Below are 18,964 nucleotides of genomic sequence, written 5' to 3' on the forward strand. Positions count from 1 at the left end.
TTAAATCTTTCTTTACAGCTTATTATCTCTAACTATATGAGTCTTATTCATCCTTCTAGTTTAGGAGTTATACTAACCCCAATGAAGAATTTTGAATCAAAAGAGAACAGGGAGTGGGGAGCAGGGGAGCAGAGGAGCAGGGGAGCAGGGGAGCAGGTGGAGAATAATAATGCCCCATACCTAATCCCCAAAACCCAGTTGCTTTTATATTTGATTCCAATCGTCGGCTTTTTTCCATCTTTGTGGACTCTCTATCGGGGACAGGCCAGCCGGGAACAACTTGCTGTTAGCCGTCTGTCTATCACTTTGGCACTTACTTGGCTGTTGGGATATTTATTATTAAGTACCGGAGCCACAACTTCAGATTTTTTTTCGCTACGTCTATTTATCCTGAATAGTTTTCTCACATCGGGTTATTTTATAGTGAGTGTCTGGTTGATTTGGCGCTTAATGCAGGGCAAATCTGGACGTTTACCAGGCTTTAGTACTTTAGCAGAAAGAGTGTTTGGTAAGTACTTATCTTAATTTTTTAGGATGGGAATTCTTCAGTAGTTTTACCTATTTCCTAAAAATTTTTGGTTGATTTCTTTATATATCTAGTCAAATCCAGTTTATTATTGCCATACTTCAGTAAAACATCTCTAGGTTGGCCCAAAAGAAGAAAAAATGCTGCTATAAGTGTTGTGGTTGACACTACATTAAAAAAGTTAGCACTGATAATTAAGAGTTAGCTATTATGGGTTGATTTGTTCGGATATTTTTAGTCTGCAAATTTACCAAATTTGATTATTGAGTAAGTGTGAGGAAGTCTGTGACCATTCAAAGAAGTTCGGCGGAAGAAAACCAGTCGGGAAAAGCCTCAAAGTCCAATAAAAAAATTTCTCAGAACTCGAAATCTGGACGTTGGCTGTGGTTTTGGGTAGGGATGAGTGGAATTGCAATGGTGTCAGCAACAGCAGGGGCACTTTTGGCGGTGTCTTTAACCAGTACACCTTTGCAGCAAGCCCAGCTAAGTCCACAGGAGGAGGCGGCCTTTGATGGCGATCGCATTTCTGGAGGTGTGATGCGATTCTCACAATTAACTCGCCCAGTGAATCTCTTGGTTATGGGGATGAGCGTACTTCCCCCGGATATCCAAAACCCTCCTCAAGACACCAAAAACCTCAAATACCTGCCCCAGGTAAACTCCTTTGATGGTCTTTCGGATGTAATGCTCTTGGTCAAATTTGATCCAGAGACGAAAAAAATAGTTATGCTCTCCATTCCCAGAGATACCCGCACAGAAATAGAGGGGTATGGAGTTAAAAAAATTAATGCTGCTAATGTTGAAGGTGGGCCAGCTTTAACTGCCAGAACCGTCAGTAATCTCTTAGGTGGGGCGGGAATTGATCGCTATGTGCGAATTAACGTTCTGGGAGTTGCCAAGCTGATTGATGCTTTGGGAGGCGTAACAGTTTATGTCCCCAAAGATATGAAGTACCAAGATGATTCTCAGCATTTGTACATCAATTTGAAGGCGGGTAAGCAGCATCTCAACGGCGAACAAACACTGCAATTGCTGCGGTTTCGCCATGACGAACTTGGTGATATTGGTCGGATTCAACGCCAGCAAATGGTTATGCGGGCCTTGATGGATCAAACACTCAACCCAGCTACTGTTGCTCAATTACCTAAAGTTTTGGATGTAGTTAAAGACCACATCGATACTAATTTGACGGTTGAAGAGTTAGTGGCGCTAATGGGTTTTGGCGTGCGGACAAATCGCTCTAATATGCAAATGTTAATGCTGCCAGGTCGCTTTAGCGAAAAAAATGAGTTTGATGCTAGCTATTGGTTGCCCAGTAAAAATGGTATTGCTAAACTGATGGCTCAACATTTTGGTTTGGAATCAGAGCAGGAACAGCAGGCAACCGATCCCCGTTCTTTGCATGTAGCAATTCAAGATAGTACAGGTGGCGATCGCTCTAATCTCCAACCATTAATTAGAGCTTTGGAAAAATCTGGATATCGCAATATTTATATAGCTAAAGCATGGGGTGAACCTTTAGATGTGACTCATATTGTCGCCCAGCAAGGAGATGGTGAAAGTGCCGAATCGATTCGTGACACTTTGGGATTTGGCGAAGTGCGTGTGGAAAGTACTGGCAATCTTGGTTCAGATGTCAGTATTCAAGTAGGTCAAGATTGGTTGCAACAAAAGTCTATTTTGGAGAAATCACTGAGTAAATAATTCGCAATTCGTAATTCGTAATGACGCTCCTGCGTCGCTAACGTAATTCGTAATTAATTACACTGGCACAAATGCTGCTGAGAGAGAATTTACTGATTGGCTGAGTTCTTGGAGTTTAGCTGCTACTGCACCATTGGTTAATAATTCTTCTGCTTTAGCTAAACCCTCTGGCATATCTGAACAAATGCCACTCCGCCATAAGTAAAATCCACCATTCCACAAGGCTGTTTGCATTAGTTCTCCTGGTTTACCTGCTAAAACATCCTGAATATCTGCCACCAATTCTTCAGTAGTTCCAAGGGGTACGTTTTTGGTAGTAAAGCCATAATCACGCGGTACGAGATGCAGTCTTTCTACCTCTTGGGATGCTATGGATGGAGATAAGCTGATAATTGCAGTGCGATCGCGCGGTAAGTCGCAACTACCTTCCAATCCTTTGACTAATGTAAATTTCGTTACACCACGCAGCCCTAGAGCTATCTTAAACATCCCTTCTGTTGGCGGATGTACAAACCCAGCAATGACATGAGCATCACCAGCATAAGGACACCAAATTAGCTCCATTGTTGCCAAAGGCGGACGTTTGCCAAGTTGGTCGCGGTATTCCCAGATACTTGTAGCTAAGGGGAAATGCTGGGGTAAATAAATAAAGCCGATTCCCGTTTGCTCAAACACTTGCTGGGTTTTAGCTAGTGGTAGGGTAGTCCAATCGACTCCTAAACCTTGCCAAATATCGATTAAGGGTAAGCCATACTTTGTTGGCAGGCGATCGCCTCCGTGCATGATCACTGGTTGTCCAACTGCGGCGAGGATTAAAGCTGTTACCGGACTAATTGGTGCTGTACGGGTTCTGCCATCATAAGGGATACCAAGAGCGATCGCTAGTCGTCCAGAGTCGAATGGTTGCAGCTTTGGCCCCAATTCATCATAAGCATCCAACATTCCCGCTAACTCTTCCCCCGTAGGACGTTTGATTCGATGAGCAATCAAAAACGCCCCAATTTGGGCTGGTGTCGCTTCACCCAGCAGCATCATTTTAGTGGCGCTAGCTGCTTCGGCGCGAGTTAAATTCTCCCCTGTGTGGTTTCCGCTACCTACTTTTTTCAGTAATTCCCTAAATACATTGCTCATTTGTCGTTTGTCCTTTGTCATTTGTCCATTGTGCTTTGTGAATAACCGAAAATGACCAATGACTAATGACCAATGACCAATGACCAATGACACTCAAGAAGCCGATCGCTGCTGGTCAATTTGTAATGGGATATTTTCCCGCACGAGTTGCCAAAAGTGCTTGATGGGGGGAATTTGCAACCGATCTTGAGTTGTCACCATAACTACCCGCCGAGTCAAGCTTGAACCATCTGCTAAACCACTAATATTATTGTTCTCTAAGGAACGAACCGCCAGGGTAGGGTCAAGACGTGCTTCCAGTAATGCTGATTGAGGTAGTAAAGCGATTAATTCTCCTTGGCGCACCACTCCCCGGAAGGCATCTAGGGTATTTACCTCTAAAGTTGCCTGGAGTGTAGCTTCCATTCGCTCAAATCTATCTTGTATTAAGCGCTGCATCCCATAACCATCTTTAAAAACCACTTGGGGATAAAGAATTAGCTCCGACCAAGGGACACATTCATATTGTGCCAGGGGATGATTAGCTGCGGTGAGAACTTCTATCGGTTCATCATAAAGTACTTCTACCACCATTTCCCTAGCAGTGGTTAAAAAGCGATTATTCATAACAATTGCTAAATCTACCAATCCATCTTTGAGGACTTTCAGGGCGCGATCGCTTCCTAATGAAGTCACCCGCAACTGCACATCTGGATAAGCATGACAAAACTTTTGCAACACTGGCGGTAAGTAAGATCCACATAATGAGTGAATCACGGCAATGCAAAGTTCTGGTTGCTTTCCAGCGATTAAATCAGCTAATTCTTGTGTAGCTGTCTCCCATTCTTGGCAAATTTTACGGACACGGGGTAGTAAACATTCACCTCCTAGCGTTAATTTGGCATGACTTGTTCTATGAAAAAGTTCTACACCCAAATCTGCTTCTAATGCCTGAATTTGGCGACTAATCGTCGATTGGGTAACACCAGATGTTCGCGCTGCTTGTTGAAAGCTGCCGGTTTGTGCGATCGCTAGAAAGGCTTGCAACTGCTCTAGGCGCATTGTTATGTAGCCTGAATTACATTTATCGGTTTAATTAAGTTAACGGGTTTTTAACCAAAATTTAGTATAGTTTGTTACAGTAATTTTTCTCTTGCTTTACATTTGGGTAAATCAGCTTTTACTGCCTTTTTCGTCAATTATCGGCTTTCCACAGATTTTTTTGATAAATATCGCCAAAAAAGAATTGACTATTTCTATTCTGTCTGCTGGAGCGCAGTGTTAGGCTGCTGGGGTTGCGGTAGAATCTGCGTCATAGTCCTTCAGTTGCCCATCTTCCATATAAATGATGCGATCGGCAATATCGAGGATGCGGTTGTCGTGGGTAACTAGCAAAATCGTGCAGCCTTGTTCTTTGGCTAGTTTCTGCATTATTTCTACAATATCGCGCCCAGATTTTTTGTCGAGTGCAGCAGTAGGTTCATCTGCTAAGACAATCTTAGGGTGGCTAACTAAAGCACGAGCGATCGCAACCCGTTGTTTTTGCCCTCCAGATAGTTTCTCTGGGTAGTAATCGACACGATCTGCTAAACCGACAGTTTCCAAAATGGCGATCGCTTTGGCGTTGATATCCTGATTCAAAAAATCATCATGCAACTCTAAAGACATTCGGACATTTTCTCTAGCTGTCAAAAAACTCATCAGGTTATGAGCCTGGAAAATATAACCAATTTGGCGGCGCAGCTTAGTTAACTGCTGCTTTTTGGCATCACAAATTTCCTCTCCTAAAATTTTTAGACTACCTTCTTGGGCAGATCGTAATCCACCCATTAAGGTTAACAAGGTAGTTTTCCCCGATCCAGAGGGGCCAGTCATAATGACAATTTCCCCTGCTTTAATCTCCAAATTGATGTCAAATAATACTTGTTTACGAAGCCCACCTTCACCAAAATAGTGGTTGAGGTTACTAACAGAAATTACAGATTCTAAAATAGAAGGTGCTGAATCGGAATTTACTGGTAAAGATTTTTGCAACATAAGATTTTATAGGGCATTGGGTATAGGGAAATAATTTTTGTAGAGACGCGATTCATCGCGTCTAAAAAACATCAGCAGGATCGGCAGACCGTAACTTCCGTATTGCGATCGCACCAGAAATACTACACATAATCACGGTCAAAATCCAAACCTGGATCGCCCGTTCCATTTTCATGAAAATAGGAAGCATCGTTGCCGCATAAGTGACTTGATACAAGCCAAAAGAAAGGATGAATCCAGGCAGAAAACCTAATATAGCCAATAACAATGCTTCTTGAATTAAAACTCCCAAGAGATAGTTATCGGTGTATCCCATTGCTTTGAGGGTGGCGTATTCTGGCAAGTGATCGGAAACATCAGAGTAAAGGATTTGGTAAACAATCACGATGCCAACGATAAACCCGACTGCTGTACCCAAACCGAAAATAAAACCAATGCCAGTACCAGCTTCCCAGTAAGTTCTCTCTACCTTGGCAAACTCTTCTGGAGTCAAAACTCTGACATCTTTAGGTAGCCCATTGACAAGTTGCGATCGCACTTTTTCTGGATCGGCATCTGGTTTCAGTGTGATTAACCCAACTTCGATGCGATCGGGTTGACGTTCTGGAAATAACTGGAGAAAAGTAGAGTCACTGGTGATCACATTACCATCGGCAGCAAAGGAAGCACCATCAGTAAACAAGCCTTTAACAAAGACGGCTTTACTATTCAGTTCCGTGTCAAATTTGCCTGTTTTCTTCCAAATATCAGCAACTGCACCGTATTCTGGGCGACCTGCCTGGTCAAAGATAACTTGATACAACTGTTTAAGTTGATCCTGATTTTGTTTGATTTCAGGTGATTTGAATGGTGATTGTGTTGGATCAACACCCCAAACTAAAATGGCACGCTCAAGACGTGTTTCAGGATTTCGCCACTGTCCTGTGCTGATGTAGACAGAATTAACTGACTGAACACCTTCATAACCCAATGTTTGATATAGTCGCTCTCTGGAGAAATTTTTTACAGAAAATAAAGTTTGAAATTGGGGATTAATTAAAACTAAATCTGCTTGTAAATTGCGATGAGGTTTCACAGCAGCATCAAAAAGCGCACTTTCAAATCCCAACTGGATAAACATCAGTATATCGGCAAATGCAATACCTGCGACTGCAACAGCCAGACGGGTTTTTTCTTTCATTAACTGCCGCCATGCTAGCGGCGTTTTGCGAAATAGTTTAGAAAACATATTTAAAAAACCCTTTAATAACTTGGTGTTTCAGCTTGCTGTTCAAGCTGTAGCTCTCGCATCAAAAGAAATAAGGGAAGACCTAAAGACACACCAACTAAAAGATTACAAACAATATAAACCCAAAGATTTTGCATTTTTAAACGTGTCCCTTCCCAAAATACGAATGTCCACAAAACTAGGGATGAAACAATAACATCCATGCCAAAAAAACCAGAAATTTTGTTGGCAAAGAGTTGTTCAAAAAACAGCTTTATATCAAGACCATGCTCTAAGATAAATGGAACAAACTGGGAGTAAGGTAGAACGAAGCCAAGTACACAAAGTAAAAGGTATATGACTTTAATCATGGTTTAATTCACCCTATAAAAAATATTGGAATACACGAGACAACAAATAAAAACTCTATATTTCAATTGCTGTCTGTACCTGTAAATTAGTGAAACCTGCAACTCGTTTGCTGTCTTCAGGACTGAGGCGAATTTTCACCTCAACTACTCGGCTATCAAGGTTTTCCCCTGGCTCGTTGCTGAAAACGTTTTGTCTATTCACCTGTAAACCAATTTGGGCAACGGTTCCTCGCAGTTCACCGATAAATGCCTGACTGCTAATCACTACCTGTTGTCCCAATTTCACTTTAGCGATGTCGGTTTGATAAACTTCTGCAACTGCCATCATCTGGTCTGTTTGCCCTAAGTCTGCAATGCCAGAAGTACTAATTTTTTCTCCGACTCGCGTATGAATTTTGATGATCTGTCCCGCCATCGGTGCTTTGATGTAAGCACCCGCCAATTCAGTTTCAGTATGTTTAAGTGTGGCGATCGCATTTTCAACTTCTGTCTTGGCTGCGGCGACATCTACAGGTCTAACTTCTGCAATACTGGTAAGTGTGGCTTTGGCTTCGCTAACTTGCTTGCTACCAGTGGCGTTAGTACGGGCGAGTGCTGCTTTAGCTTCAGATAATTGTTTGCTAGCAGTGGTATTAATCCGGTTGAGAACTGCTTTGGCTTCGTCTACTTGCTGTTTGGCAGTTTCTACAGTCAAGCCTTTGCTGTCATACAAAGAATTAGAAACTGCACCTTGAGAATATAGCTGCTGATAACGTTGATACTCAGCTTCAGCATTTTTCAGTTCTGCTTCTAGCTTCTTAATGGTTGCTTCTTGCGCGATTCTGTCGCCTTCCCACTGCGCCTCTATGCGGAGTATCGCTTCCTGTTGCTCTGTTTTGTCTCCTTGGGACTGGGCCTGGAGACGTTCAACGCTGGCTTGCTGGGCGTTAATTTCTCCTGCTTTTGCTCCAGCTTGCACTTGAGCGAGTTTAGCTTGAGCAACTCTAACTTGTTGTTGGGCTTGCAATACAGCAGTTTGTAAGCGATCGCGGGCATCTAAAATTGCTACCAACTGTCCGGCTTGAACGCGATCGCCTTCTTTGACTAAAATTTTGGCAATGCGATCGCCATCCAATGCCAAGGGCGCAAACAAGCTAATTACCTCTGCTTCGGGTTCGAGTCGTCCTAATGCAGCCACTTTTTGAATTTTGAGCGTGGTTTCTACTGGCTCAGATTTATCTGTTTGACCAACTAACCCAGACCGAGAAATTCCATAAACAACAATTCCACCTGTAATCAAAGTAGCTGCAATTACTAATGCAATTAACCCTTTATTATTAGAAGATTTTTTTGACAAAACCATCTCTTTTACTCTCCTAAAAAATCTAGCTCTCAAAATCTGTTTTATTTCTAGCTCCTAACTCTTGCGGCAAATATGCCGTGAGCATTTTGCCTAACAATGTACATTGTTCAATAAAATCAATTGTTTCATCACCCCATAACTTCTCCAAAATTAAACCGTTGACAAAGCTCAAGACAAAGGAAGCCAATACCGAATCTTGAATACCTAAAAAATCGCAGGCTGCCTGCTGATAACGCTGATTAGTCCGCTTAAAAACACTATTACTCAATATTTCTTTAGAGTCTTGATGTTGACAAAAATCAATCCAAATATAAGTCCATTTAATGAAGTAATCTTCGTTTTTCACTAGATACCTGCCTAGTGCTTCCATTGCGACTTGTAGGGTTTGCGCCCCTTCTAATTCAGCCAATGCTGCACTTAAATCTTGCTCACATATTTCTTGGGCCAATTGCTCAAATAAAGCTTGTTTGCTAGGAAAATAGTGGTACAACGTACCAGTAGAAACCCTTAATCCTTCAGCGATTTGGCGCATAGTAATGGAACCATAGCCTTTTTGGGCAAATAAATCAAAGCACTTGTCGAGCAGTTCTTTACGGTATTGCTCATGGTCAACAATCTTAGGCATGACTCATTTTATATCGAACGCTCGTTATATTTTATAATACTATACTTTTGTAGTTTAGCTACAGAGGTTCTCGCTTGAGTGAAATACAAAATATCGGAAGATTGAGAGAAATTACCACTCAGCTAAAGCGATCGCTATTCCTTGTTGCAAATCTGGTGTGAGTGCAGCATTATTGGCTAACTGCTGCAATTTTTGATGTGCAACTTCCCCATCCAGATTTTTGAGTGCAGCGATCGCGTGTAGTCTCACCGATACATTAGAATCAGCTAGCAGTGAAATCAATGGTTCAATTGCTTGTATTTCGCCTAACTGTCCTAAAGATAAAGCGATCGCATTTTTTAGATTAGCAATCTCTGTGGCTGGATGTTGCAATCGCAGTATTTGCAATAATATTTCTGCGGCTTGTGTCGTTTGCGGCTTTTGCACTCGCCCCAAAACGGTGACAATTTCTTGCCAGAGTGTCTTTGAAGTGATTTGATTAAATGCTGTTTGCAAATATTCCAAACTAGATGGTGTACCCACCCAACTTAAAGCGCGGATGGTTTCTAATTGCAGCTTTGTTGGTGTTTGAGGTGAAATCAACAAATTAAATAAATGTTTTGCAGCGTCATTACAACCCATCCGAGAAAGGGAAACTGAGGCTGCACAACAAACATCAAGGTTAAAGTCGTAAAGCTTGGGTTGCAGTCTTGTCACCAAATCTAATGCTTCGCGCAAATCGGGGCGAAAACCTAAACCAAGCACTGCTGCACGCCTAACTGTAGCAGCAATATCATCCAAAGCGTTTAACAAGATTGGTGGTATACGTTCGTCATGAAAACTGCTGAGGGCTTCAATTGCAGCAGTGCGGATTGTGGCTTGTGGATCTTGCACTACACTCAACAGTGGTGTGATGGTTTCTGTTTGGGGAATACAGGAAAGCGATCGCACTGCTAAAAGTCGTGTATCTTCCTCTAATAAAAGTTCAGTTAGTGAAGTAATAGCAACATTACCCATTTTCCCTAGTGCTGTGGCTGCGATCGCTTTGAGTTCTTCATCCTCATCAGTTTTCAACAATTCAACCAAGGGTGCGATCGCTTCTGGGTGATGAAATTCGCCCAAGGTTCGCGCTGCATACCAGCGTAATTCTTCCTCTGCATCTTCATCTTCTAAGATGTCAATCAGTGGTGGGATCGCAATATTTCCCAAGTTAGTCAAAACTTTGGTGATTTCCCAGCGTTGTTGAAAATCTCCTATCTCTAACATTGAAATTGCTAACGTTAGCAAATATTCTCGATTTTTAACTACCTCTGGATGTTGTGAGTCTGACCCTAAAATTAATTGTTGTAAATATTGAATTAGTGATGACCAATCAGCTGCATTATGTGCTGTCTGGGCTTGCACCAAAAGCTGGTTGATATTACTCACAATATCCTGCTTGAATTATCAATTTTATACCTCCTTCCTCCCTTGCCCCCTGCTCCCCTGCCCCCTGCCTCAACTTATGTTGGCTTGACTACAACTGAATTACCTTCAATTTTGGCGGCGTAAGTTTTAAGCGCTTCTGTCGCTGGACCTTTTAGCACCTTACCGTCAACCCCATATTCTGAACCGTGACAGGGACAAGCGAATTTTTTTGCCTCAGCTTTCCATGCTACGGTGCAACCTGCGTGAGTACAGGTAGGGTTAACAGCTGTCATTGCGCCTTTAGATGTGCCGACTACCAACACAGGCCCAGCCGGTGAGTTTTTAGCCAGTAATTGACCAGTTTTATCTAATTCTGTCGAAGTGCCTACTGTTTGCCAGTCACCAGATGCAGAAGGTGTTTGAGAAGAACAAGCTGCGATCGCTACAGGTAGAGAACTCGCTATCAAACCCAAACCTACCCAATTAATAAAATCACGACGTTTCATAGTTGCTGAAATAATATCTAAGTTTTCGCTAACATCTGCCACCTAGATTTTGAATTAGTCTATGGCAATCCAAAATCCCTTCAGTCATCTCAAACCCTCTTCATCAAAGGATTTGTGTGGCTCATTGGCTGACTGTGATGCAAAAAATGCATATTACGTATCCTTTTTCAGCAATTTTACTAAAAAATCGTAACAATTTATACGATTTTAACAGAAATCTCGTCTTAAGTTATGAGTATCGAAATTGTTACATGAACATTATCTAAACCTGCTTGACAATTTCCAAGATGTATATGGAGACAAGTTTTCCTTAACTAACCACGGATTTGAAGTTTCACGTTGGAATACTTTTGAGTAACAATAATCAACCGTAATCAAATATTAAATCTTTATTCCCTAACCCTCGTAGATACGCCACCTAATGGAACTACGGGTTGATTGATATTGGGCAATTAGCAGCACAAATTCTCACGAGAGTCAGCCTCATGACAGACACAACAACTACGACTACCAGCCTCAATAAATTCGAGAAATTCAAGGCGCAAAAAGATGGACTCGCCATCAGGGATGAGATAGAGAAATTTGCCGCCTTGGGCTGGGAAGCAATGGACGAAACAGATCGCGATCATCGGCTGAAGTGGGTAGGCGTGTTTTTCCGCCCTGTTACCCCAGGCAAGTTTATGATGCGGTTACGAATGCCTAATGGTATTCTCACCAGCAGTCAGATGAGTGTTTTAGCCCAAGTGGTGCAGCGTTACGGAGATGATGGCTGCGCCGATATTACCACCAGACAGAATATCCAATTACGGGGAATCAGAATTGAAGATTTACCAGATATCTTTAATAGATTTCACGCAGTTGGTTTAACCACTATCCAATCAGGGATGGATAACATCCGCAATATTACAGGCGATCCAGTGGCGGGGTTGGATGCGGATGAATTGTATGACACACGAGAGTTGGTACAGCAAATTCAAGATATGCTCACCAACAAAGGGGAAGGAAACCCAGAGTTTAGCAACTTACCACGGAAATTTAATATTGCGATCGCAGGTGGAAGAGACAATTCAGTTCACGCTGAAATTAATGATTTAGCTTTTGTTCCGGCATTTAAGGAAGGGACTGGGGACTGGGGACTAGGGACTGGGGAAAAATCTTCCGAGTCCCCAATATTTGGTTTTAACATCCTCGTCGGTGGCTTTTTCTCGGCTAAACGCTGTGAGGCGGCGATTCCTCTAAATGCTTGGGTGGCTCCAGAAGATGTGGTAGCTGTATGTAGAGCAGTTTTGGAAGTCTTTCGTGATCATGGCCCGCGTGCTAATCGGCAAAAATCCCGCTTGATGTGGCTAATTGATGAATGGGGTTTAGAAAAATTTCGAGCAGAAGTAGAAAGCCGTTTGGGTAAATCATTATTACCCGCAGCCGCAAAAGACGAGATCGACTGGGAAAAACGCGACCACATCGGAGTATATAAACAAAAACAAGCAGGATTAAATTACGCAGGTTTAAATATTCCCGTTGGGCGACTGTATGCCGAAGATATGTTTGAAATCGCTCGTCTAGCGGAAGTTTTTGGCAGTGGTGAGATCCGCTTTACCGTTGAGCAAAACATCGTCATCCCCAATATTTCGGACTCACGGTTAGCAACATTTTTAACAGAACCATTACTAGAAAAGTTTTCTATTGATCCAGGTTTGTTGACGCGATCGCTAGTATCTTGCACAGGCGCACAATTTTGCAACTTCGCCCTCATCGAAACCAAAAACCGCGCCCTGGCAATGATTAAAGCCTTAGAAGAAGATTTAATCTTCACCAATCCAGTCCGAATTCACTGGACAGGTTGCCCTAACTCTTGCGGCCAGCCCCAAGTTGCAGACATCGGCTTGATGGGAACTAAAACTCGTAAAAATGGTAAAACCCTCGAAGGTGTTGATATATATATGGGCGGTAAAGTCGGCAAAGATGCCCATTTGGGAACTTGCGTTATCAAAGGTATACCCTGCGAAGACTTACAGCCATTATTGCAAGATTTACTAATCAAAAACTTCGGGGCGAAACTCAAGCAAGAAGCCTTACTAGTTAGTAACTGCTAGTACTTATCGGGAGTATTCGGCATTGGGCAAAATTCATACTTCAACCTTAAAGGTGCAACTTCCAAGATAAAAGGTGCAACTTCCAAGATAAAAGGTGCAACTTCCGAGATAAAAGGTGCAACTTCCGAGATAAAAGGCTCAACCTTCAAGATAAAAGGCTCAATCTCCAAGATAAAAGGCTCAACCTCCAAGATAAAAGGCTCAACCTTCAAGTTAAAAGGCTCAACCTCCGAGATAAAAGGCTCAACCTTCGAGATAAAAGGCTCATCTTCCCCTACCTATTCTCCGTAATTTATTCAATTAGAAAGATTGGAATGCTTAAAAACTTATTTTCATTTAGCGATCGCTACCGGATCTTACATCAGACTTGGTTTGCTTTCTTTCTCACCTTTGTTTGTTGGTTTAACTTTGCCCCCTTCGCTACAACCATTGGCAAAGAATTACATTTAGCACCAGAGCAAATTAAAACTTTAGGCATCTGTAACCTTGCCCTGACAATCCCTGCACGGCTAATTATTGGGATGCTTCTGGATCGTTTCGGCCCCAGAATCACCTACTCAATGCTGCTAATGTTTGCAGTTGTTCCTTGTTTAGCAACAGCGCTAGCGCAAGATTTTAATCAACTAGTCATCAGTCGTTTACTGATGGGAATTGTCGGATCAGGCTTTGTTGTCGGTATCCGCATGGTGGCAGAATGGTTCCAGCCGAAAGAAATGGGAATTGCCCAAGGCATTTATGGCGGTTGGGGCAACTTCGGGGCTTTTGGTGCAGAATTTGCTTTACCGATACTGGCAATTTCTACTAGCTTTTTCTCTGGTGGCGCTTCTAACTGGCGATTTGCGATCGCACTCACAGGGATCATTGCAGCTATCTATGGCGTAATTTATTACAACACTGTCCAAGATACGCCCACAGGTAAAGTCTACAAGAAACCTAAAAAGAATGGTTCTTTAGAAGTGACGAGTGTTAAAAGCTTCTGGGCGCTGATTGTCTCAAACTTTGGTTTGATTTTCGCCTTGGGTTTATTAGCTTGGCGCTTAGAACAAAAGAACATTCACTTCTTAACTTTGAGCCAAATGTATTTGACTTGGTTCGTATTAGCAGGATTGTTTGCTTACCAAAGTTATAAAGCTTGGGAAGTAAACCGAGAACTTCTAATTGGCAAGAAAACTTACCCTGCATCTGAACGCTTTCAATTTGGTCAAGTAGCTTTACTCGAATTCACTTACATAACTAACTTTGGCAGCGAACTGGCGGCCGTTTCTATGCTTCCGGCATTTTTTGAGAAAACCTTTGGTTTAGAGCATGTTGTCGCTGGGATGATTGCTGCTACCTATCCCTTCTTAAATTTAGTTTCTCGTCCTAGTGGTGGCTTAATTTCTGATAAATTTAGCTCACGTAAATGGACAATGACAATTATCAGCGTTGGTATAGGTGTTAGTTATTTGATGGCACATTTTATTAATAGTAGCTGGCCGATTCCAGTAGCGATCGCAGTTACAATGTTTGCCGCTTACTTTGCTCAAGCCGGCTGCGGTGCAACCTACAGCATCGTACCCATGATTAAGAAAGAAGCCACTGGACAAATTGCCGGCAACGTGGGAGCTTACGGTAATTTTGGCGGCGTAGTTTACCTAACAATTTTTAGCTTAACCGACGCTCCTACACTATTTACCACAATGGGTATAGCTGCACTAGTCTGTGCTTTTATGTGTGCCTTCTTCCTCAAAGAACCAAAAGGTTCCTTTGCCGCCGCTTATGAAGGTGAATTACCAGAAACAGCAACGAAAAACCCTATCTTCTTAACTGAAGAATAAACAGATGAAGGATGAAGTAGTGATACCTATCAGATTTAAACACTTCATCTTTTCTCTGCGCTCTCTGCGTCTTGGCGGTTCGTTATTTATCGAACCGCCAAGAGCGCCAAGAACGCCAAGAAAGAAGAGTTTCAAAGAGTTTTTGCATAACACACAAATATCTCAACCTGTCGCTACATCTGAGGTTGCACAATCCAAATAACAAAATGGTACAACTGCCATGAGTGAATTTACCAAAACTCTTTGTCCCTACTGTGGTGTTGGTTGTGGACTAGAAGTTTCACCTTCAGCCCAACTTGGCAAAGCAACTAATCGAGATAGCCAAGGAAATCCAACTTGGCGGGTGCGCGGCGATAAAGCCCATCCATCTAGCCAAGGAATGGTTTGTGTCAAAGGCGCAACGATCGCAGAATCTTTAGATAAAAATAGATTACATTACCCAATGATGCGAGACTCTTTAGATCAAGAGTTTCGGCGCGTTAGTTGGGATGAAGCTTTTAGTCTCATTACACAGCGCATTCAAACAGTCTGCTTCACCCAAGGGCCAGAAGCCTTATGTATGTATGGTTCCGGTCAGTTTCAAACCGAGGACTACTACATAGCCCAGAAACTCATGAAAGGCTGTCTAGGTACTAATAATTTTGATGCCAACTCGCGTTTATGTATGTCTAGTGCTGTGGCTGGCTACATTCAAAGCTTTGGCGCAGATGGCCCGCCCTGTTGCTATGAAGACCTAGAGTTAACTGACTGTGCATTTTTAATTGGCACTAATACAGCCGAATGTCATCCCATCGTTTTTAACCGACTGGAGAAATATCACAAAAAGAACCGCAAGGTCAAAATGATTGTGGTTGATCCCCGACGCACACCAACCGCAGAAGCCGCCGACTTACATTTAGCCATTCGTCCCGGTACAGATATCGATTTGTTGAACGGCATCGCCCACTTATTGATGCGCTGGAACTACATCGATACCATGTTCATGGACGACTGCACCAGTAACTTTCCGGCTTATGCTGAGGTGATTCGCCACTATCCGCCGGAAGTCGTGGCCCGTCAATGCGGAATCAGTATTGAAGATTTAGAAACAGCAGCACACTATTGGGGGAAATCACAACGAGTACTGTCTTTGTGGTCAATGGGTGTAAATCAATCGTCAGAAGGGACAGCCAAGGTAAGAACTATCATCAACCTGCATCTGATGACTGGACAAATCGGCAAACCTGGGGCTGGCCCTTTTTCCCTTACCGGACAACCAAACGCAATGGGAGGAAGGGAAGCCGGTGGTTTGGCGCATTTATTACCTGGTTATCGGGTAGTGAAAAATCCCCAGCACCGGGCAGAAGTTGAGGAATTTTGGGGACTTAAACCAGGACAGATTTCACCCAATCCCGGTTTGACTGCTTGGGATATGATTACTGGCTTGGAAAATGATGCTGTCGGGTTATTGTGGATTGCAGCTACTAATCCAGCTGTAAGTATGCCAGATTTGGAGCGAACTAAGAAGGCGTTGTTGCGATCGCCTTTTACCATTTACCAAGATGCTTATTATCCCACAGAAACCTCTGCCTATGCTCACGTTTTGCTACCAGCAGCCCAGTGGGGTGAAAAAACTGGTGTGATGACAAACTCCGAACGGGTGGTAACTTTGTGTCAAGCATTCCGCCAACCGCCAAGAGAAGCTAAGGCAGATTGGGAAATTTTCGCCGAAGTTGGACGCAGATTAGGTTTTGAAAAAGAGTTCGCCTTTGCTAACTCGGCTGAGGTTTATGCTGAATTCGTCCAATTAACTCAAAATCGCCCTTGCGATATGACAGGTATCAGTCATGAGCAATTGACACAAGGCTCAACTCAATGGCCTTACCCAGAAAAGAAAGTAGAATCACTATTTATCGATACTGAGACAGGAATTTTAAGTTCTCAGCCAGAAGAAGAAACTTTTTCTGACAAAGAAGCTGAGAAGCAGCGTAAGTACCATACACTCAGAACAGGAAAACGGCTCTACACTGATTTACGCTTTCATACCCCTGATGGACGCGCTCAATTTGGGGCATATTACTCAAAGGGATTGGCAGAACCACCAGACCCAGATTATCCTTTTGTGCTAACGAATGGGCGACTTTACGGACATTGGCACACCCTGACACGCACCGGTCGCATTGAAAAAATTTGCAAAATGCACCCCGAACCGTTTATCGAAATTCATCCCCGTGATGCTGCAAAATTAGGTATTTTAGATAACCAGTGTGTGCAAGTGCGATCGCGTCGTGGTAAAGCTCAATTTCCTGCTAAAGTGACAAAAGCGATCGCACCGGGTACAGTTTTTGTCCCTATGCACTGGGGTTCATTGTGGGCTGATAATGCCGAAGCTAACGCCCTCACCCATCCAGAATCTTGCCCAGATTCGCTGCAACCAGAATTAAAAGCCTGTGCTGTGCAGCTGATTCCAATTTCTGTAGAAGTTGCAGTCAAAGATTATCAACTCCAGTCATCACAATGGTAAGCTGCAAAGTGTATTTATAAAGAGGTAATTAACAATCAATCACTAATAGGTAATTTAGTCAATAATAAATAACTAATAGTGATTATAAATTTTTATGGCTCTCTACTCTTGACTCATAGCAACTACTATATATAAAGAGGCTAGATTTCTAGTAAGCAGAGGTTTTACTAGCACCGAGTTAAGCTATGGGAAAGAATAAAAATCAGATAGTAAACTTAAAAATCATCTTTTTTTTAATCCTCTAGATTTATCTATAGGATTTTCTTTTATTTAAAAATCAGGTGCAGCAAATGAAAAAGTTAATGAGGCAAATTCTTGGAGCTACCAAAGATGAGAACTTCATGCACATCATTGAAAACATTGAGGTGCTAGTTTCTAAAGTTCTATCTATTTTTATGGTAGTTGTAATTTTGGTTGCGATCGGAGACTTAGCAGTTTTTATTTTTAAAGAGTTATTGACAGCTCCTTACGCTAAGTTTAACACAACCTTGTATAAGATTTTTGGGCTGTTTTTGAATATTTTAATCGCTTTAGAAATCTTAGAAAATATCACAGCTTATTTGCGAAAGCACGTTTTTCAAGTTGAATTAGTTATTGTCACTTCTTTAATTGCCGTTGCCAGAAAAATTATCATTCTTGATTTAGAAAAAGTTTCAGGTATTGATATAATTGGTTTAGGAATTGCTATTCTCGCCCTCTCAATTAGTTACTTGATAATTCGGCTCAGTAATGACAGAAATACTCGTTAACAATAGAGCTTGATTAAGATGTTTTCGGGTATAATATTTAGGGAGATATAGTTTAGTCTGAATCTACCCAAAAACAATAGAGTATACGGGATAATTAAGAACAAATAAAACTCCATTTTGGATAAATTATTAACGTGCGATCGCTACTTAAGTCTTATTTTTAATTACCAATTTGTGTAACTGAAATATAAAAAACTATTTATCGTATAAAATCGTTAATTTTAAATAATCGAAGTTTGAATACTTGACTATGACAAATTTTTTTCAATTTGAAGCAGAATTTGTTGATTCCCTGCGTTGTATCCCGATGCAGGTGCGCTGCAATTTAGATACTTGTGGCATTAAGCTAAAATTGTCTGATTGGAATCAAATGACTACAGCCGAGCGTCAAGCTTTAGTCGATTTACCTTGTACAACAGAAACTGAAATTCAGTCTTACCGTGAAAATATCCAACAATTAATTTTACAACGCACGGGTATACCAGCTACAGAATTACCCATCGAGCTACATCCTGTATGGCTAGACTCTAGCGCTGTACCACCTAGCCTCCAGGAAAAAGCTCAAGAAATAGGTGTAAACCTGACACTGCAACATTGGGAAGCTTTAACGCCCTTACAGCGTTTTGCCCTGATTAAACTCAGTCGCCCAGGACATGAAAGCAAAAACTTTCCCATAGCGATCGCAGAATTTAATCTGCTTTAATTACAGAATAAAAGTGTTCAGTGCATTACACTTTGTTAACTTGCTATCATGAAATGATACATTATCGCCGAGTTAGTGCTGTAATGTGTCAAAAACAGCTGACCTTTAAGGTGACACTCATACGGACGCTCGATTACTCATGGGGAAACTCCCTTCTTTACCAAGACGCTTTGCGTTCGCAGAGCGTTCTGTAAAGCCTGCGGCATAGCTTTGCTTAGGGCGCGGCCTCTCGTAGAGAAGGAAAAGCGCTAACCCTCTCCCTTTGGAAGAAGACCATACTAGCTC

At 42.2% G+C, this 18,964-nt stretch carries 18 protein-coding genes; 8 read left to right on the forward strand and 10 right to left on the reverse strand.

Annotated elements, in window-relative coordinates:
* Positions 1 to 81: 81 nt before the first annotated feature.
* Positions 82 to 525 (forward strand): hypothetical protein, encoded by a 444-nt coding sequence (locus V7K69_RS25450; RefSeq protein WP_335039526.1) that lies wholly within the window; start codon positions 82 to 84, stop codon positions 523 to 525.
* Between the two features lie 286 nt (positions 526 to 811).
* Positions 812 to 2,230 (forward strand): LCP family protein, encoded by a 1,419-nt coding sequence (locus tag V7K69_RS25455; RefSeq protein WP_335039528.1) that lies wholly within the window; start codon positions 812 to 814, stop codon positions 2,228 to 2,230.
* Between the two features lie 57 nt (positions 2,231 to 2,287).
* On the opposite strand, the gene V7K69_RS25460 is transcribed toward V7K69_RS25455, so the two are convergent.
* The 9 genes from V7K69_RS25460 to V7K69_RS25500 all read right to left on the reverse strand — a co-directional run bounded on the left by V7K69_RS25460 (position 2,288) and on the right by V7K69_RS25500 (position 10,814).
* A complete protein-coding gene (locus tag V7K69_RS25460) occupies positions 2,288 to 3,361 on the reverse strand; it encodes an anthranilate phosphoribosyltransferase family protein (protein WP_335039586.1) in 1,074 nt (357 codons plus the stop codon).
* A 93-nt stretch (positions 3,362 to 3,454) separates the two neighbouring features.
* A complete protein-coding gene (locus V7K69_RS25465; protein WP_335039531.1) occupies positions 3,455 to 4,402 on the reverse strand; it encodes a LysR family transcriptional regulator in 948 nt (315 codons plus the stop codon).
* Positions 4,403 to 4,621: 219 nt separating this feature from the next.
* Positions 4,622 to 5,377, reverse strand: a complete 756-nt coding sequence (locus tag V7K69_RS25470) for a DevA family ABC transporter ATP-binding protein (RefSeq protein ID WP_335039533.1) — start codon at positions 5,375 to 5,377, stop codon at positions 4,622 to 4,624.
* 61 nt (positions 5,378 to 5,438) lie between these two features.
* On the reverse strand, positions 5,439 to 6,605 hold the full coding sequence (gene devC / locus V7K69_RS25475) for an ABC transporter permease DevC (protein ID WP_335039535.1): 1,167 nt from the start codon (positions 6,603 to 6,605) through the stop codon (positions 5,439 to 5,441).
* 14 nt (positions 6,606 to 6,619) lie between these two features.
* A complete protein-coding gene (locus V7K69_RS25480) occupies positions 6,620 to 6,955 on the reverse strand; it encodes a DUF2834 domain-containing protein (protein ID WP_193946201.1) in 336 nt (111 codons plus the stop codon).
* A 55-nt stretch (positions 6,956 to 7,010) separates the two neighbouring features.
* Positions 7,011 to 8,297, reverse strand: coding sequence for an ABC exporter membrane fusion protein (locus tag V7K69_RS25485; RefSeq protein ID WP_335039541.1), 1,287 nt, complete (start codon positions 8,295 to 8,297; stop codon positions 7,011 to 7,013).
* Between the two features lie 22 nt (positions 8,298 to 8,319).
* Positions 8,320 to 8,922 (reverse strand): TetR/AcrR family transcriptional regulator, encoded by a 603-nt coding sequence (locus V7K69_RS25490; RefSeq protein ID WP_335039543.1) that lies wholly within the window; start codon positions 8,920 to 8,922, stop codon positions 8,320 to 8,322.
* A 111-nt stretch (positions 8,923 to 9,033) separates the two neighbouring features.
* Positions 9,034 to 10,332, reverse strand: a complete 1,299-nt coding sequence (locus tag V7K69_RS25495; protein WP_335039588.1) for a HEAT repeat domain-containing protein — start codon at positions 10,330 to 10,332, stop codon at positions 9,034 to 9,036.
* Positions 10,333 to 10,403: 71 nt separating this feature from the next.
* Positions 10,404 to 10,814, reverse strand: a complete 411-nt coding sequence (locus tag V7K69_RS25500) for a QcrA and Rieske domain-containing protein (protein ID WP_335039545.1) — start codon at positions 10,812 to 10,814, stop codon at positions 10,404 to 10,406.
* 485 nt (positions 10,815 to 11,299) lie between these two features.
* Here V7K69_RS25500 and V7K69_RS25505 point away from each other — a divergent pair, with 485 nt between their 5' ends.
* On the forward strand, positions 11,300 to 12,907 hold the full coding sequence (locus V7K69_RS25505; protein ID WP_335039547.1) for a ferredoxin--nitrite reductase: 1,608 nt from the start codon (positions 11,300 to 11,302) through the stop codon (positions 12,905 to 12,907).
* Here V7K69_RS25505 and V7K69_RS25510 read toward each other — a convergent pair.
* Positions 12,904 to 13,119 (reverse strand): hypothetical protein, encoded by a 216-nt coding sequence (locus tag V7K69_RS25510; RefSeq protein WP_335039549.1) that lies wholly within the window; start codon positions 13,117 to 13,119, stop codon positions 12,904 to 12,906. The genes V7K69_RS25505 and V7K69_RS25510 overlap by 4 nt on opposite strands.
* Before the next feature lie 102 nt (positions 13,120 to 13,221).
* Here V7K69_RS25510 and V7K69_RS25515 point away from each other — a divergent pair, with 102 nt between their 5' ends.
* The 5 genes from V7K69_RS25515 (at position 13,222) to V7K69_RS25535 (ending at position 18,679) form a co-directional block, all read left to right on the forward strand.
* Positions 13,222 to 14,724: a NarK family nitrate/nitrite MFS transporter gene (locus V7K69_RS25515; RefSeq protein ID WP_335039551.1), complete on the forward strand. Its 1,503-nt coding sequence runs from the start codon at positions 13,222 to 13,224 to the stop codon at positions 14,722 to 14,724.
* Between the two features lie 4 nt (positions 14,725 to 14,728).
* Positions 14,729 to 14,926, forward strand: coding sequence for a hypothetical protein (locus V7K69_RS25520; protein ID WP_335039554.1), 198 nt, complete (start codon positions 14,729 to 14,731; stop codon positions 14,924 to 14,926).
* Positions 14,927 to 14,944: 18 nt separating this feature from the next.
* Positions 14,945 to 17,227: a molybdopterin oxidoreductase family protein gene (locus V7K69_RS25525; RefSeq protein ID WP_335039557.1), complete on the forward strand. Its 2,283-nt coding sequence runs from the start codon at positions 14,945 to 14,947 to the stop codon at positions 17,225 to 17,227.
* 290 nt (positions 17,228 to 17,517) lie between these two features.
* Positions 17,518 to 17,976 carry a phosphate-starvation-inducible PsiE family protein gene (locus V7K69_RS25530; RefSeq protein ID WP_335039558.1) on the forward strand — a complete coding sequence of 153 codons (459 nt, stop codon included), beginning with the start codon at positions 17,518 to 17,520 and terminating at the stop codon, positions 17,974 to 17,976.
* 250 nt (positions 17,977 to 18,226) lie between these two features.
* Positions 18,227 to 18,679, forward strand: coding sequence for a nitrate reductase associated protein (locus tag V7K69_RS25535; RefSeq protein ID WP_335039561.1), 453 nt, complete (start codon positions 18,227 to 18,229; stop codon positions 18,677 to 18,679).
* Positions 18,680 to 18,964: the final 285 nt, after the last annotated feature.

Source organism: Nostoc sp., from assembly GCF_036917775.1.
GTDB lineage: Bacteria > Cyanobacteriota > Cyanobacteriia > Cyanobacteriales > Nostocaceae > Nostoc.